Source organism: Moraxella cuniculi DSM 21768 (assembly GCF_900156515.1).
In the GTDB taxonomy this organism is placed as follows: Bacteria; Pseudomonadota; Gammaproteobacteria; order Pseudomonadales; family Moraxellaceae; genus Moraxella; species Moraxella cuniculi.
On sequence record NZ_FTNU01000007.1, the window covers coordinates 13,058 to 29,107 of the forward strand.

11 protein-coding genes are annotated in these 16,050 nt (G+C 43.9%); 10 read left to right on the top strand and 1 reads right to left on the bottom strand.

The window, feature by feature from the left end; genetic code table 11:
• The first annotated feature begins 6 nt into the window (after positions 1–6).
• From BW928_RS05300 to BW928_RS05330, 7 genes are all read left to right on the top strand, one after another.
• Entirely contained in the window at positions 7–489 is a 483-nt protein-coding gene (locus BW928_RS05300) for a hypothetical protein (RefSeq protein WP_078310098.1), read from the top strand.
• 183 nt (positions 490–672) lie between these two features.
• A complete protein-coding gene (locus BW928_RS05305; protein WP_076555204.1) occupies positions 673–1,395 on the top strand; it encodes a YidB family protein in 723 nt (240 codons plus the stop codon).
• Between the two features lie 305 nt (positions 1,396–1,700).
• Positions 1,701–2,796, top strand: a protein-coding gene (gene prfB / locus BW928_RS05310) for a peptide chain release factor 2 (protein ID WP_126330933.1) whose coding sequence is annotated in 2 segments (ribosomal slippage) — positions 1,701–1,772 and positions 1,774–2,796 — 1,095 coding nt in all. Because the reading frame shifts where the segments join, the coding sequence is not laid out codon by codon here.
• Positions 2,797–2,991: 195 nt separating this feature from the next.
• Positions 2,992–4,518 (top strand): succinyl-CoA:acetate CoA-transferase ScpC, encoded by a 1,527-nt coding sequence (gene scpC, locus BW928_RS05315; RefSeq protein WP_076555206.1) that lies wholly within the window; start codon positions 2,992–2,994, stop codon positions 4,516–4,518.
• A gap of 150 nt (positions 4,519–4,668) precedes the next feature.
• On the top strand, positions 4,669–6,492 hold the full coding sequence (locus BW928_RS05320) for an acyl-CoA dehydrogenase C-terminal domain-containing protein (RefSeq protein ID WP_076555207.1): 1,824 nt from the start codon (positions 4,669–4,671) through the stop codon (positions 6,490–6,492).
• Positions 6,493–6,556: 64 nt separating this feature from the next.
• Positions 6,557–8,335 (top strand): acyl-CoA dehydrogenase C-terminal domain-containing protein, encoded by a 1,779-nt coding sequence (locus tag BW928_RS05325; RefSeq protein WP_076555208.1) that lies wholly within the window; start codon positions 6,557–6,559, stop codon positions 8,333–8,335.
• Between the two features lie 430 nt (positions 8,336–8,765).
• Positions 8,766–11,021: a site-specific recombinase gene (locus BW928_RS05330; RefSeq protein ID WP_227516557.1), complete on the top strand. Its 2,256-nt coding sequence runs from the start codon at positions 8,766–8,768 to the stop codon at positions 11,019–11,021.
• Between the two features lie 250 nt (positions 11,022–11,271).
• Here BW928_RS05330 and rpoD read toward each other — a convergent pair whose 3' ends face one another.
• A complete protein-coding gene (gene rpoD, locus BW928_RS05335) occupies positions 11,272–13,125 on the bottom strand; it encodes an RNA polymerase sigma factor RpoD (protein WP_076555210.1) in 1,854 nt (617 codons plus the stop codon).
• Positions 13,126–13,540: 415 nt separating this feature from the next.
• On the opposite strand from rpoD, the gene BW928_RS05340 reads away from it, so the two are divergent.
• From BW928_RS05340 to BW928_RS12165, 3 genes are all read left to right on the top strand, one after another.
• The gene (locus BW928_RS05340; RefSeq protein WP_076555211.1) at positions 13,541–13,960 is read left to right on the top strand and encodes a CidA/LrgA family protein; all 420 of its coding nucleotides are present in this window, start codon (positions 13,541–13,543) and stop codon (positions 13,958–13,960) included.
• On the top strand, positions 13,953–14,645 hold the full coding sequence (locus tag BW928_RS05345; protein ID WP_076555212.1) for an LrgB family protein: 693 nt from the start codon (positions 13,953–13,955) through the stop codon (positions 14,643–14,645). The genes BW928_RS05340 and BW928_RS05345 overlap by 8 nt, the downstream gene beginning before the upstream one ends.
• Positions 14,646–15,012: 367 nt before the next feature.
• The gene (locus BW928_RS12165) at positions 15,013–15,909 is read left to right on the top strand and encodes a lytic transglycosylase domain-containing protein (protein WP_076555214.1); all 897 of its coding nucleotides are present in this window, start codon (positions 15,013–15,015) and stop codon (positions 15,907–15,909) included.
• Positions 15,910–16,050: the final 141 nt, after the last annotated feature.

The following is a 16,050-nucleotide window of genomic DNA, read 5'->3' on the forward strand; positions in this document are numbered from 1 at the left end:
ATATTTATGAAGCAAATCATCAACGATAAGAATTTGCTTATTTTGGACATTCAGCTACAACTAAGCAAGATGGCGTGGTATCTATGGTGGCTGATGTCAGCCATGGTTGGCTTGATTTGTTTTGTGGTGACAGTGGCATGGTGGCAGTGGTTAGTGCTATTGTTACTATTTTTATTATTAAGCATATCTTATAAAAATCACCTATCATCTGCGATAAGCAAACTTAGCACCCGACAAATTGATGGCGTATGGTTGCTTGCCACTCCAGCGGATAAAGATGGCACAGAGTTAATTTACCAAGCCTATTTGCAGCGTATTCAATTGGTGAATTTGGGGTTTGTGTCGGCTGTTGTATTGGATTTTTATGTTGTTATTCCCAAAAAATCACGGTTGACCACCACGATATTTGTCGACCAGCTGACCGCGGCTGACTATGCCACATTGGCAGCGTTGGCAAAATTATCCAGCCAAGTTCAAAAATTGTCGTAATTTAATTATGGCAATGACAAGGTGATAAATCGCGTGATTATTGTTTTGGATTTGGTTGCTATTTGTTACAATCAATGAAATATCGCTAACAATTTTTAAAAATCATTACAAAAATCTGCTATGGGTTAATTGTTTGTTTTGTTAAGATAAATAAGAATAAGTTGCTTTTAGTGGAGAATTTTTATGAGTTTATTACAAAATGTCTTTAGCGAAGTGCTAAAAAACGCCGTCCAATCACAACAGCCCCAGCAGTCGCAACAACCTCAAAATCAAGGCGGTTTGGGTGGTTTGCTGGGTACATTGGCAGGCATGGCAGGGCAGTCGCAAGCACAGGGCAATGCGGGCTTGGGTGGTTTGTTAGGAAGTGTGCTTGGCTCACAGCTTGGTAATCGCCAAGGTGCCAACTTAGAAGCTGTATTGGGCGGATTATTGGGTGGAAATAATCAAAACACCAGTGCAGGCGACCTAGGCAGCGTCTTGGGTAGTGTGCTTGGTCAATCTCGTGGTGGCGTGGCAAAATCATCAGGAGGCATTAATAAAGGTGCGTTGCTGGTGGCGTTATTGCCTGTGGTGCTGACTTTTATCCAAAAAAATGGCGGTTTGTCGGGAATTTTGGGTAAATTTTCTAACAGTGGACTTGAAAACAAAGCCCAATCTTGGGTGAATATCGATACCAATAACGATGGGATTGATGCAGGCGATGTGGCACGCTTGTTTGGCGATGAGCAGATTCAGCAAGTTTGTGAACAGACAGGGGCGACTCATGGCGAGGTGTGCCAAGGCATTGCCGAGCTGTTGCCACAGGTGGTTAATGATTTGACCCCAGAGGGTGATTTGAGTAATGAGCAGCAAGCCAATGATGAAATTGCTGAAATCTTGACAAAAATGAAATCCGCTCAAGCTTAATTGAGTGCCTTAAAAGCTGCCTTTGGGCGGCTTTTTTATTGGGTGGGCAACACCGTGGCTAAAGTGGTAAAATTAGCGGTATTGATTTGATAATTATAAATTTAAATTTATTAATTGTTTTTAATATTTAACTGGTATCGCTTGATTTTATCAAATCCTTATGAGTTTGTATGGTAGATATTTTAGCCTGCATTAGTCTCGGCGGTGGTTTTGTGATAGAGGGCGAAATGTGTCAGTGGTAAGTGGTCGCTGAATTTGGTATAATTGGTCTGATTTTTGATGACAAATAGTGATTAGGAGTATGTATGGAAATCGCCCAGTATCAAGAACAAATCAAAGACCTAACCCAGCGAGGTCAAGATCTTCGGGGGTATCTTTGACATTGATGCCAAAAAAGAACGCCTAGAAGAAGTAAACCTAGAGCTGGAAAATCCCGAAATCTGGAATGACCCTGAAGTCGCCACCAAAATCAGCAAAGAAAAATCAGTGCTTGATGGCATTATCGGTGTTATCGAGGGGCTTGATGGTAGTTTGGCGGATGCGGTAGCAATGTTGGAACTTGCCACCGAAGCCGATGACGAGAGCCTGCTTGCTGATGTGCAAGCTGAGTTGGATTTGGCACTGTCAAAGGTTGAAGAGCTGGAATTTAAGCGAATGTTCTCAGGCGAGATGGATGCCAATAATTGCTATCTTGACATTCAGGCAGGCTCGGGCGGCACAGAGGCTCAAGACTGGTCGCAGATGCTGCTTAGAATGTATTTGCGGTGGTGTGAATCTCATGGCTTTAAGGCGGAGGTGATGGAAGTTTCTGAAGGTGGTGTCGCTGGCATAAAATCAGCAACCATTGCTGTCAAGGGTGATTATGCCTTTGGTTGGTTGCGTACCGAAATTGGCGTGCATCGTTTGGTGCGTAAATCACCATTTGATAGCAATAATGGTCGCCATACCTCATTTGCGGCGGTTTTTGTATCGCCAGAGATTGATGATAATGTAGAAATTGATATCAATCCTGCCGATTTACGCATTGATACCTATCGCTCTAGCGGTGCAGGCGGTCAGCATGTTAATACCACCGATTCTGCGGTGCGTATCACTCACCAACCAACTGGCGTGGTTGTGGCTTGCCAAAATGAACGAAGCCAGCATGCCAACAAAGATACTGCAATGAAAATGCTACGAGCCAAGTTGTACGAGCTAGAAATGCAAAAACGCATGGAGAAACAGCAAGCACTGGAGGACAGCAAGTCAGATATTGGCTGGGGTTCACAAATTCGCTCCTATGTGCTTGATGATTCACGCATTAAAGATTTGCGAACTGGCGTGGAGACATCAAATACTGGTGCGGTGCTTGATGGTGATTTGGATAAATTTATTGTTGCCAGCCTAAAGGCAGGATTGTAAGTGATATTTATCTTGGTATCAATAAAAACCAACCAGTCGGTTTTTTATTTATTATAGCCATCAATGATTACTAATGTTTTGTGGCAAAGCAGATATAATTTATCACAAGTTTTGTATTAGCTATTTATTTTATTTGGTGATAGTGCTACAATCACAGTAGCAATTAGCTTATAGTAAAAGTTATAAGGAGACAGTATGTCTATTGATCGTATTCGTAACGCAGCCCTGCGTGAAAAAGTCATGAGTGCCGAAGCGGCAGCTGAATTTGTCAAAGACGGCATGAATCTTGCCATTACAGGCTTTACGGGTGCAGGTTATCCAAAAGCATTACCAACTGCCATTGCCAACAAAGCAAAGGCTGCTCATGCCAAAGGCGAAAAGTTCAGCATCGGCATGGTAACTGGTGCATCTACGGCACCTGAATGCGATGGCGTGCTTGCCGAAGCTAATGCTGTGCATTTTCGTTCGCCTTTTCAGTCAGATCCGACATTGCGTAATAACATTAATGCAGGCAATACCAACTACCAAGATATGCACTTGTCGCATGTAGAGCAACAAATGCGTCAAGGTTTTTATGGAAAATTTGACCTTGCGATTATTGAGGCGGCTGGCATTACCGAAAATGGCGAAATCATCTTTGCTATGGGTATTGGTCATGGTGTAGAAGCGGTCAAAAATGCCGACAAAGTTATCATTGAGATTAATGCGGCACTTAGCACGGGGCTTGAGGGCATGCACGATGTGTACGGTGATGTTGGTTTGCCACCGCACCGCAAGCCAATCCCGATTGTAGGAGCGTTTGACCGCATTGGCACACCTGCCTTGGCGTGTGATAGCGATAAGATTGTGGCGATTGTACTGACCAATGCAGGTGATCGTAATTCTAAGTTTGCCGAACCTGATGAGGTTTCTAAGCGTATCGCTGCCCAAGTTATCGACTTTTTGGATCATGAAGTGAAGGCAGGGCGACTGCCAAAAAGCCTGTTGCCACTACAATCAGGCGTTGGTAATGTTGCCAATGCGGTAATGGCAGGACTGCTGGATGCACCATTTGATGATTTGGTGGGCTATACCGAAGTTTTGCAAGACGGTATGCTGGATCTGATTTTGGCGAAAAAAATGAAAACAGCATCTGCCACTGCCTTGTCATTTAGTCCAGATGCACTACAACGCTTCAATGAAAATATTGAGTTCTTAAAAGACAAAATTATCCTACGCCCAATGGAAATCAGCAATAACCCAGAGATTATTCGTCGTCTTGGGGTGATTGGCATGAACTCAATGATTGAGGCGGATATTTATGGTAATGTAAACTCAACCCATGTTATGGGTACTCGCATGATGAACGGTATTGGTGGCTCTGGCGACTTTACTCGTAATGGCTTCTTTAGTTTTTATGTCAGCCCATCAACCGCCAAAGGTGGGGCAATTTCTGCCATCGTACCAATGGTGAGCCATCATGACCATACTGAGCATGATGTGATGTTTATTGTTACCGAGCAAGGCATGGCGGATTTGCGTGGCAAATCACCGCGTGAGCGTGCCAAATTGATCATCAATAACTGTTCACACCCTGACTATCGTGATATGCTACAAGATTATTATGATCGTGCATTGGTTGCTAGCGAAAAAGCAGGCGGTATCCATACGCCACACCTATTGCTTGAGGCATTGTCATGGCATCAGCGTTTTATCGAAACTGGCGATATGCGTATCAAATAACCTGTTTGCAATGCAAAAAACCGCTCTATCATGGGCGGTTTTTTCATGATGACCCATCAGTCATTTATGAAGGCTTGCATTGATGATTGCTATTGGTTATTTTATTAATAAATTTTTGTTAAACTTTAAACCAAATAAAAAGGATATGCCATGCAATATGTCGCACCGCTTCGTGATATGCAATTTGTTATGCACGAATTATTGGACAGCCAAGCACATTATCAGCGATTGCCTGCTTATCAGGAATTGGACAATCAGACGGTTAATAGTTATCTGCAGGCGGCAGCTGATTTTGCCGAAACGGTTTTATCGCCGTTAAACAGCGTGGGGGACAAAGAGGGGTGCCGTTTTGTTGATGGGCAGGTTTTTACACCCACAGGCTTTAAGCAAGCATATCAAAGCTACTGCGAGCTTGGTTTTACGGCACTGGCTGCCAGTCCAACTTATGGTGGCTTGGGTTTGCCCAGTTCGCTTGCCAAGGCGATTGATGAAATGACAGGGGCGGCAAACTGGGCATTTTCAATGTATCCCGGTTTATCCCATGGGGCGATTGCCACCATTGAACATCATGGCACACAAGCTCAAAAAGACACTTATCTACAGCATCTAAATACAGGGGCTTGGTCAGGGACGATGTGTCTGACCGAATCACAAGCTGGCTCTGATTTGGGCATTATCAAAACTCGTGCCACACCAAACGCCGATGGCAGCTACGCCATCACAGGTCAAAAAATATTCATCTCAGCAGGTGAGCATGATTTGACAGAAAATATTATTCATATTGTTCTGGCACGCTTGCCTGATGCACCTGCTGGCACAAAGGGCATTTCGCTATTTATTGTGCCAAAATTTTTGGTTAATGATGATGGCAGTTTGGGCGAAAGAAACGCTGTTTCTTGTGGCTCTATTGAGCATAAAATGGGCATTAAGGCTTCGGCAACTTGTGTGCTAAACTTCGATGGGGCGACAGGGTATTTGATAGGTCCTGAAAATCGTGGACTAAACTGTATGTTCACCTTTATGAATGTGGCACGCATTGGCACTGCAATTCAGGGCTTGGCGGCGTCGGAACTTGCCTTTCAGGGTGCGATACGCTATGCCAAAGACCGCACAGCCATGCGCGCCATGACAGGGGTTAAAGATACTGACAAAGCCGCCGATCGCATCATTCATCACCCAGCGGTACGAGAAATGGTATTGACCACCAAAGCATTTGCCGAAGGTGGACGAGCTTTGATATACTTTTTGTCGCAATATGTTGATATGATTGAGGCAGGTCAGGGCATAGATGGTATTGATGTGAAATTTGCCGATGAGATGTTGTCATTGCTCACACCGATTGCCAAAGCGTTTTTGACCGAAACAGGCTTTGAATCAGCCAATCACGGTGTGCAAGTTTATGGCGGGCATGGTTATATTAGCGAATGGGGCATGGAACAAAATGTCCGCGATACTCGCATTGCTTGCTTGTATGAAGGCACAACAGAGATTCAAGCGATTGATTTGTTGGTGCGTAAAGTGCTTGGCTCCAAAGGGCAGCTGCTTGCTAATTTTACAACACTGATTGATGAGTTTTGTGCAAAATATGCAGATGATGACAACTTGCAGCAGTTCATCACACCTTTGCAGGCTTTGGTGAAAACATGGCTGAATTTGACCCAGTCTTTGGCGGTGGCAGCCGCTTCTAATGCAGATGATGTGGGTGCGGCAGCGGTCGATTATTTATATTATAGCGGTTATGTAACTTTGGCATATTTATGGGCAAGACAGGCTGCTGTGGCGTATCAAAAACTTGCCGCATTTGGTGATGGTGAGCAATCCTTACAAGGGGATTTTGGGTTTTATGATGCCAAGATAAAAACCGCTCAATTTTATTTTGGTAGAATATTACCACGCACTCAGACCCATGTGGCTCGTATCAAGGCAGGTTCAGCAACTGTGATGGCAATGGATATTGAGCAATTTATTTATTAAAAATAATGAAAAAATTAATCTCTGGTCGATAAGACTGGTCAAATAACCAACAAAGGATTCGTTTATGTCTTTGACTTATACTGCACCGCTTGACGAAATGCGTTTTACCTTGTCAGAGGTATTTGATGCAAAGAATTTTTGGCAACAGCACAGCCAGCTAAACCATGTCGATATGGATACGGTGGAGATGATTTTGGCAGAAATGTCAAAATTTGCCAGCACAGCCTTATTGCCCATCAATCAATCTGGTGATAACGAGGGGGCAAGTTATCTGGGCGAGGGTAAAGTTGCCACTCCAGCAGGCTTTGTTGATGCTTATCGTCAATATGCCGAAGCGGGCTGGATTGGATTGGGCGGTGATCCCGAGTATGGTGGTCAGGGCATGCCAAAAATGGTAACCATGCTTGCTGAGGAGATGTTATTTACCGCCAATCAATCTTTCGCCCTATATCCAAACCTAACCGTCGGTGCGAGCTTGTGTCTGTTAGCAGCTGCCAGCGACGAGCAAAAGCAGCAATATCTGCATAAGTTGTATGCAGGAACTTGGTCGGGGACAATGTGCTTAACCGAGCCACACGCAGGGACGGATTTGGGCATTATTAAAACTCGTGCCACGCCAAACGCCGATGGCAGCTATGCCATCACAGGCACGAAGATTTTTATTACTGGTGGTGAGCATGATTTGACAGAAAACATTGTTCATTTGGTGCTTGCCAAGACCCCTGATGCACCTGCTGGCACAAAGGGCATTTCGCTATTTATTGTGCCAAAGTTTTTGGTCAATGATGATGGCAGCTTGGGCGAAAGAAACGCTGTTTCTTGCGGCTCTATTGAGCATAAAATGGGCATTAAGGCTTCGGCAACTTGTGTGCTAAACTTCGATGGGGCGACAGGGTATTTGGTTGGGCAAGAAAATACAGGGCTTGCTACCATGTTTGTTATGATGAATTATGAGCGTCTAACCATGGGACTGCAAGGCTTGGGGGCAAGTGTGCTGGCGTATCAAAATGCCGCTCGTTATGCCAGTGAACGACTGCAAGGGCGTGCTGATGCTGGTGTGGCAAATCCTGACAAACCTGCCGACCCAATCATCTGCCATGCTGATGTTCGCCGTATGCTGTTAAATGCCAAAACCAACAGCGTTGCAGCACGCACCTTTGCTATGTATGTTGCCAAGCAGTTGGATATCAGTAAATTTGCTGATGATGCCGATGAGGTGGCTGCTGCCAAAGCCAAAATTGCTCTTTTGACGCCGATTGCTAAGGCATTTTTGACAGATAAGGGCTTTGAGGCGGCACTTGACTGCCAGATGGTTTTTGGTGGGCATGGCTATATCAAAGAATGGGGCATGGAGCAGATTGTACGCGATACACGAATTTCACAGATTTATGAAGGAACGAACGGTATTCAGTCGCTGGATTTGCTTGGTCGCAAAGTTATTAAAGATGAAGGTCGTGCGTTATTTGCCTTGCTTGATGAGATTCGTGCCGAGTTAGAAGGCGTACCCAATCACAGCATCGGCACCGCCATGCAGCAGGCTGTTTTGGAGATTGACAGCCTAACCAAATCACTCATGCAAGCAGTCAAATCAGACGCCAATGCAATCAGTGCCAGCAGTGTTAGCTATTTGCACGCCGTGGGTTATCTGTGCTATGCTTATATGTATTTATTGATTGTTAAGGCCTGCGATGGCAAGACGGATGAGTTTTATGAATCACGCCGTCAGCTGGCAGAGTACTTTGTGGCACGCGTTTTGCCAAATTTATACACGCACAGTGCCATGGCAAAGGCGGGTTCATCGACACTGATGGCGTTTGATAATGAGTTTTTTATAAACCATTGATGCAATCGGCATATTAAATCAGAGCGGCAGCCAAGCTGACCGTTCTGTTTTTATTAATACAGTTTTTATGATAAGTTATTTATTTAAGACAACTTATTATTTACTGGTTGCTTTGATATTTTAAATTGAACATTCTGTAAGAAATGCCATGAGTGATTGATTTGATAAATTGTTTTTTATAAATTAAAAATTATCAGTAAAATATTAAAAAATAACAAGATTTTGATACAATTTTTATCATAAATTCACCATTGAAATTTGGCAAATACCGCCAAGTGTGATACAGTGGCGTATTTTATATTTATCATAAATTCACCCAAGAAAACACACGGTGCTGATTGTGTGGGTGTAGATTGCCTTTTGTGCTAAGTGGAGTTTGATTGTGCTGACTGACACTTCAGATCTTGAGCAGATATTACAACGCATTACGATGCTGCAGGAATTGCCTGAGCCCGAGTCGCTAAAGCGTCTGATTGATGCTTTGCGAGTTGCTGATGGCAATAACGAATCGGCAGATGCCAAGATTGATGAACTGATCGAAATTTTGCGTACCAATCCTGAATATGGTGCAGGTTTGGCGGCGTTTATTTTACGCTTGATTAACAAATATCGCCAAATTACGCTGTATACCGATACGGGCATTGCTTCGGATCAGAGTTTTTCTAGCAGTGTGTCAAGGCTGATTAGCCATCGGTTTTTGCCATTATTGCCAGAAGAAGATTCGGTGGTGGAGCTTGCCAATTATTTGTTTGATAAACGCAGTGATTGGCGGTGGGTTGAGTCCATCAGCGAGGAGCGTTGGGACGAGCTGGTGCAATTGATTCGTCCTGACGAAAAAGATTTAAGCCTCGTGGCACAGGCCAAAAACAGCATTTTAAACGCCATTGTTGTGCTTTCGTATCGTATCAGTGGTATTGGTTTGCACCCTGAGCTGATGAATTTTTATCCTGAACTGTTGAATTATTCGGCAGCTTTTGTTGCTCAAAACCAAGAGGCGATTTTGTTTGTCAATCAATACCGTCAAGCACATGAGCTGGATTTGATGACGGATGTCATGCCCGAAAATGACATTGACCCTGCTCCTTTGATGGTGATGGTTGAGCAGTGTGAAGATATTGTTGATACTTTACGCAAGCGAGTTTATAAAACAGGGATATCAATTCGCCTGACCAATATGCTGGCTCGGTTGGAGCAGAGCTTGCAGCGTATGCGTACATTGGTTGAGCTGGTTTCTGATGCAGAGCATAAGCGAGATCAGGCGGTGGTGGATTTGACCGTGGAGGTGGTACAAACCGCCAAAACTCGCTATAGTTTTGGTTCGTTAATCGAGTCCAATACTCGGCTTTTGTCGCGAAAAGTTACCGAAAATGCCAGTCGTGTCGGTGAGCATTATATCAGTACTGACAGTACGGGCTATCGCAAAATGTACCAAAAGGCAGCAATCGGCGGTTTGTTTATTGGCTTTATGGCTACGCTGAAAACCTTGGCTTATCATTTGGCATTGGCACCGATTGGCAGGGCGTTTGTCAATAGCATGATTTATGGCTTGGGCTTTGTTTTCATTCATATTGCTCGTGGTACGGTGGCAACCAAGCAGCCAGCAATGACAGCGGCAGCGATTGCCTCTACCATTTCAGAATCCTCTGGCAAAAAAACTCAGCAGCTAACCAAGTTATCTGAACTAATTGTTGATATTTTACGAACACAGTTTGTAGCAATTTTGGGTAATATCTCCGTTGCCATGCCTGTGGCACTGCTGATTGCCATGGCGTGGTCGTATTTTCAGCCCATGCCAATGATTGATGGTGCTCAGGCGGCAAAATTACTGCATGAACTTGACCCGATTCGTTCATTAGCCTTGCCTCATGCGGCAATTGCTGGGGTGTTTTTGTTCGTCTCTGGGTTGATTGCGGGTTATTATGACAATTTGGCAGCGTATAATAAGATTGGCGAGCGTATTCGGCGACATTGGCTCTTGATTCGCTTGATGCCCAAGCGATGGCTGGACAAATTGGGCGGTTTTGTTGAGGCAAATTTGGGTGCAATCATGGGTAATTTTATCTTTGGTTGCTTCTTGGGCAGTACGGCAACGGTCGGTTATATGCTGGGATTACCGCTTGATATTCGCCACATTGCCTTTGCTTCGGCGAACTTTGTGCATGGGCTGTATTATCTATCACCTGAACATTTAACTTGGCAGGTTATTACTCTGTCTTTTATTGGCGTGCTGTTGATTGGTTTTGTAAACTTGATGGTGAGTTTCTCTCTTGCTTTGATGGTGGCACTGCGTTCCAAAGAGGTGAAATTCATGGAATGGAAACGCCTATACAGCATGGTTGTGGGACATTTTTTTGCTCGCCCTCTGGATTTCTTTTGGCCACGCAAACAAACGGTCAAATATGCCAAGATTAACAGCTTTGGTGAGATGATTTTTGAGGAGGCAAGTCCTGCCAAAGAAACTCGCTTTTTCTCAGATTCTATCGTTCGCCGACTGGGTCGCAAGCCCAAAGAAAAAGAAGAGGCAGAAAAGGCGGACAATCAGCCAGAGGATATTCGTGAAGCAATTGAGGCGTATCATAACGATGAATTGGACAATCCGCCCAAATCAGTCGATGATGCCGAAGATGACGAGGTTGCTATCAATCCATTGCCAAAACCTGCCAATCCACCAAAACTTCCCAAATGATCCCAAAGCCCCAGTCAAAGCTGGGGTTTTTGTTATATAAACCAATGGTAGGCGTGATTGCTTTGTTTGTCAGTGGGCTGAATTTATCAACACCATCACAAAGTTTGCGGTGATTTTTATGGGCTGCGGTGGCAAACTGTTAAATTTTTAATATACTAACTGTTTTTATTAATAAAATCGGTGAAAAATAGTTTTTGCATAAAAAACTTGCCAATCATAGCGATTGGCAAGCTCAATAAACCGACAGTAATTAGTCATTTTCAAGGAATGAACGCAAATGCTCAGAGCGAGAAGGGTGGCGTAGTTTACGCAGAGCCTTAGCCTCAATTTGGCGAATGCGTTCACGAGTAACATCAAACTGCTTACCAACCTCTTCTAGGGTATGATCGCTTGGCATATCAATACCAAAACGCATTTTTAGCACTTTTGCCTCTCGTTCGGTTAGGTTGTTTAGCACTTCACGCGTTGCCTCTCTCAAGCCTTCGGCTGTGGCATTTTCTACAGGGCTTGAGATGGTATTATCCTCAATAAAATCACCCAGATGGCTATCTTCATCATCACCAATTGGCGTCTCCATTGAGATTGGTTCTTTGGCGATTTTTAGCACTTTACGAACTTTTGCCTCGTCCATATCCAAGCGTTCGCCCAGTTCTTCTGGTGTTGGCTCTCGTCCCATTTCTTGCAGCAATTGGCGACTGACACGGTTGATTTTGTTAATCGTTTCAATCATATGCACAGGAATGCGGATTGTGCGTGCTTGGTCGGCAATTGAGCGAGTGATGGCTTGGCGAATCCACCAAGTGGCATAGGTGGAGAATTTGTAACCGCGGCGGTATTCAAACTTATCCACCGCTTTCATCAGACCAATATTGCCTTCTTGGATAAGATCAAGAAATTGTAGACCACGATTGGTGTATTTTTTGGCAATCGAAATCACCAAACGCAAGTTGGCCTCCACCATGTCTTTTTTGGCACGGCGTGCTTTGGCTTCACCGATTGCCATTTGGCGTGCCACAGCTTTCATGTCCTTAATATCCATTTGCAAATTATGCTCATGGGCAAGGATTTTTTGTTGCAAAGCGATGACTTCGGGTTCGATTTTTGCCAAAGTCTCGGTAAAGGCAGCACCACCTGCAATGCGATGAGCCAGCCATTCAATATTGGTTTCGTTGGCCGGGAAGGTTTTTTTGAATTCTTCGATGGGCATCTTGCCACGGCGAATGACCAGTTTCATGATACGCCGTTCATTATTGCGAACATCTTCATAAACTTCTCGCATCAGGGTCATGACTTGGTCTGATAGGCGATTGTTGAGTTTGATGAGCATAAAATGATTGGCAAGCTCATCATTGGCGGCTTTAAGCTGTTTGCTGCCACGACCGTGTTTTTGGAGTGCTTTTTGTGTTTTGTCGTAGAGTTTTTGCATTTCCTCAAAACGAACACGCACCTCTTCGGGGTCAAGGCTGGATTCTTCGGCATCTAGCGAGCTTTCATCTGCGTCATCTTCATCCAGATCTTCTGGTGGATTTGGAAAATCAGCCTCTGCCTCAAGGTCAAATTCACCATCATCGGCACTCAAAAATCCCGATACGATATCAGAAATCTTTTTTTCGCCTGCCAGCACTTGCTGGTATTCATCAAGGACAAATTTTACAGTGCCCGGCCAATATGCCATGATGTACTGCACTTCACGCGTGCCTTCTTCGATGCGTTTGGCAATGCCAATCTCACCATCTCTGGTCAAAAGATCAACCGTTCCCATCTCACGCATATACATACGCACAGGGTCGGTGGTGCGACCAGGCTCAGTCTCAACGCTTGCCAATACTGCCGCTGCTTCATCGGCAGCCATGTCATCATCATTACCTGTATTGGACAACAAAATATCATCATCATCAGGTGCAACTTCAAAAACCTGAATGCCCACATCGGTCAGCATCTGAATGATGTCTTCGATTTGGTCGCTTTCGGTAACAGATTCGGGCAGCTGGTCATTGACTTCAGCATAGGTCAAATAACCTTGCTCTTTGCCTAGGCGAATCAGTGCAGCCAATTGCGATGAAGATTCATCGTAATCATCAGCGATAAAATTATTTTCGTTCATGTCATTCATCTCTTGGTGGGCGTGAAGTGGCTCATGCACAATGTAACTTTTTATTATAGTGCTTTTTGTGGTTTTTTTCAAGATGGCTTTGGGCAGGGTGTATCATGGTTTGGTAAGTGCGTTAATTTGCTGGATTTAATTATCCACCCAAGCAATATGCAGCTGACGATTATTTATGATGAATTTATATTTAAAAAGTGGCAATAATTTTTAAAATCTAATATTATTTATAAATATTAATTAATAAATAATGGGTTTGTTGATTTGGCATGGCTGTGTTTTGCCGAAGTGGATTTTGGTTGTTTGTGATGAATCGATTGCTGATATCAAGTGAATTATGATAAGCTATCACTGCTGGCAATTTTGTTAAATTTCTGATAAAAATGACAGCAAATGCCAAGCAAAGGAGGGGTAAATGTCAATCAAGCAACCAAGTGGCACAAAGACCGCACTGGCAATGCTGGCTACGATTGCTGTAGCGGTGGCTGTGCGTGAAATATCTGTATGGCTATGCACTTGGTTTGGTATGCCAACGGCTGCCAATATTGTTGGCTTGCTTGGACTGTTTGCATTATTGATTGTGGTGCGATTGACGGTTGGGTTGCCAGCGTGGCTGTCTGTTTCGGCGAATAAATTGCTTGCCGAAAGTGGTTTTGCTTTTTTGCCAGTATCGGCAGGTGCTGGGATTTTATTATTTGGCTTGGGTGCGGATTTGCCAAAGGTTGCCATGGTGATTGCCCTAAGCACGCTGTTGCCTTTGTGGTTGGTTGCTCGCTTGGCTGCCAGCTGGTTATCTGTTGAATCAAATACTGGTGGTCGTGCCGATGATGCTTGATACTGTATCTGTTGCAATGGCGTTTATCATCACTTTGATTGCCCATGTTGCTGCCAAATATGTGCTAAAGTATATCAACCGCCATATACAAGGCGTGCCATTGATTATTGTTGCGATTGTGCTGACCTTGTTGCTGTTGTTTGTATTTTCGGTGGATTATGCCACTTATTATGCCAGCAGTAAGCCGATATTTAATCGCTTGCTGGGCTATAGTACGGTTTTGTTGGCTGTGCCATTGGCTGGCATGAGTTTTCAGGATTTGCCAATCAAGAAATTAAGCCTAATCGTCGTGCTTGCCAGCCTCACTGGAGTGCTATTGCCAATGACTTTGGCTTATGTTTTTATGCTGAATTTGCAAACCATCTTGGCATTTGCCACTCGCTCTGTTACTACACCTGTGGGACTGTCTGTGGCACAAATCATTGATGCACCGCTGGTGCTTGCCAATCTGATTATTATCGTTTCGGGGATTTTGGGTGCTTTGCTGTGCCGTGTGCTGTTTGCTCGCATTGATGATGATCGGGCAAAGGGCTTGGCATTGGGATTGGTGGCACACGCCATTGGTACGGTGGAGGCTTGGAGCATTAGCCCAGCAGCAGGGCGTTATGCGGCATTTGGGTTGGCGGTCAATGGCCTATTGACGGCGTTGTGGTTGCCACCTGTGTTGTTGTGGTGGTTAAATTAATCCATAATTACAAAGTGTATCGCCGTATCCGCCAACAAGCGTATTTTCACCATATTGTATATTTGCAACAGCGGTTTTTCTTTTGTTGATTAAATTAAAATCCAGCACTTTGATTGTACTATAACAAACCAAATTATCACGGATAAATACCAAAACTGACCATGTATAAATTGCCATACATAAAAAAGTCTTATAAATACTTCGCAAAATTATTCGCGAATAAGATGAGCGATAAAGCAGTAAGGTCAGAAAAACTTTGGCGTTAATATGTTTCTGTAATGTAGCATTTTGCATCTTTGATGATTTGCCTGTACTATTTATCATTTTTATGATATAATCGCAGAAATTTTTTTGTGATGAAGACAATATGCAAACTTCAAACCTCCATATTCATGCTCTTGTGGCAGCGACATTTGGTATGCTAAGCAGTACTGCATTTGCCCAAAATCCAGTTTCGGTATATATCGCACCACAAGCATCAGCAAGCACTTCTGTGGCTTCGGTTTATACTTTATCAAACAGCAATAACGCCGTAGAGCAAAAATTGCTAAACAGCCTGCAAGCAAATACCGCAGGCTCACAAAAATACACACAGCTTAGCACCACGCAACCTGTGGTGAATTTTTCTGCTACCGCTGCAAATACCGCAACAGCCAGCAGCTATGCTGCTTATGAGTCTGGTGCATATTCACAGCGTAGTATGTATGATGATTTGATTCGTGATGCAGCGGCACGATATGGTGTTGATCCTGGCTTGGTGAAGGCAATCATTCATACTGAATCAGCATTCAACCCACGAGCCAGATCGCCAGTTGGTGCGATGGGCTTAATGCAGTTGATGCCAGCAACAGCACGCTATATGGGCGTTTCTAATGCTTGGGATCCTGCCCAAAATATTGACGGTGGCACCAAATATTTGGCATATCTACAGGGTCAATTTAGCAATCCTGATCATGTTATTGCTGCCTATAATGCAGGGCCGGGTAATGTCCGTAAGCATGGCGGTATCCCACCATTTCGCGAGACTCGCAACTATGTTGTCAAGGTAAACGATCGTTATAATAATATCTATCGTCTTGATGCGAATCTATACCAAGGCTTTGATGCCAATCGTGCTGTCTTGGCAATGAATGCTGCAGCAACGCCTGCAGCTTCCGTCAGCACACAGACAACCTCATACGCACAGCCAGTTAATCAGGCAACTCCTGTTAATCCAACCGTTGGTCGCGAAGGTTCGGCACAGATTTATTTCTTGAATAAGTAATTAAATCTTAATAAATAAAATAGGCAATCTGAAAATATCAGGTTGCCTTTTGTTATTGTTAATAATCATTGTGCCAAAATGTCAAGGCATTGTTTGCTTTTTGTTTAAATTGGATAAAATAGTCAAAAGATTCAAGTTTTT

Bases quoted from the DNA above. Each gene is read 5' to 3' on its own strand.
- scpC (WP_076555206.1), top strand. From the start codon at position 2,992: ATGTCTATTGATCGTATTCGTAACGCAGCCCTGCGTGAAAAAGTCATG.
- BW928_RS05325 (WP_076555208.1), top strand. From the start codon at position 6,557: ATGTCTTTGACTTATACTGCACCGCTTGACGAAATGCGTTTTACCTTG.
- BW928_RS05340 (WP_076555211.1), top strand. From the start codon at position 13,541: ATGTCAATCAAGCAACCAAGTGGCACAAAGACCGCACTGGCAATGCTG.
- rpoD (WP_076555210.1), bottom strand. From the start codon at position 13,125: ATGAACGAAAATAATTTTATCGCTGATGATTACGATGAATCTTCATCG.
- BW928_RS05320 (WP_076555207.1), top strand. From the start codon at position 4,669: ATGCAATATGTCGCACCGCTTCGTGATATGCAATTTGTTATGCACGAA.
- BW928_RS12165 (WP_076555214.1), top strand. From the start codon at position 15,013: ATGCAAACTTCAAACCTCCATATTCATGCTCTTGTGGCAGCGACATTT.
- BW928_RS05345 (WP_076555212.1), top strand. From the start codon at position 13,953: ATGCTTGATACTGTATCTGTTGCAATGGCGTTTATCATCACTTTGATT.
- BW928_RS05300 (WP_078310098.1), top strand. From the start codon at position 7: ATGAAGCAAATCATCAACGATAAGAATTTGCTTATTTTGGACATTCAG.
- BW928_RS05330 (WP_227516557.1), top strand. From the start codon at position 8,766: ATGCTGCAGGAATTGCCTGAGCCCGAGTCGCTAAAGCGTCTGATTGAT.
- BW928_RS05305 (WP_076555204.1), top strand. From the start codon at position 673: ATGAGTTTATTACAAAATGTCTTTAGCGAAGTGCTAAAAAACGCCGTC.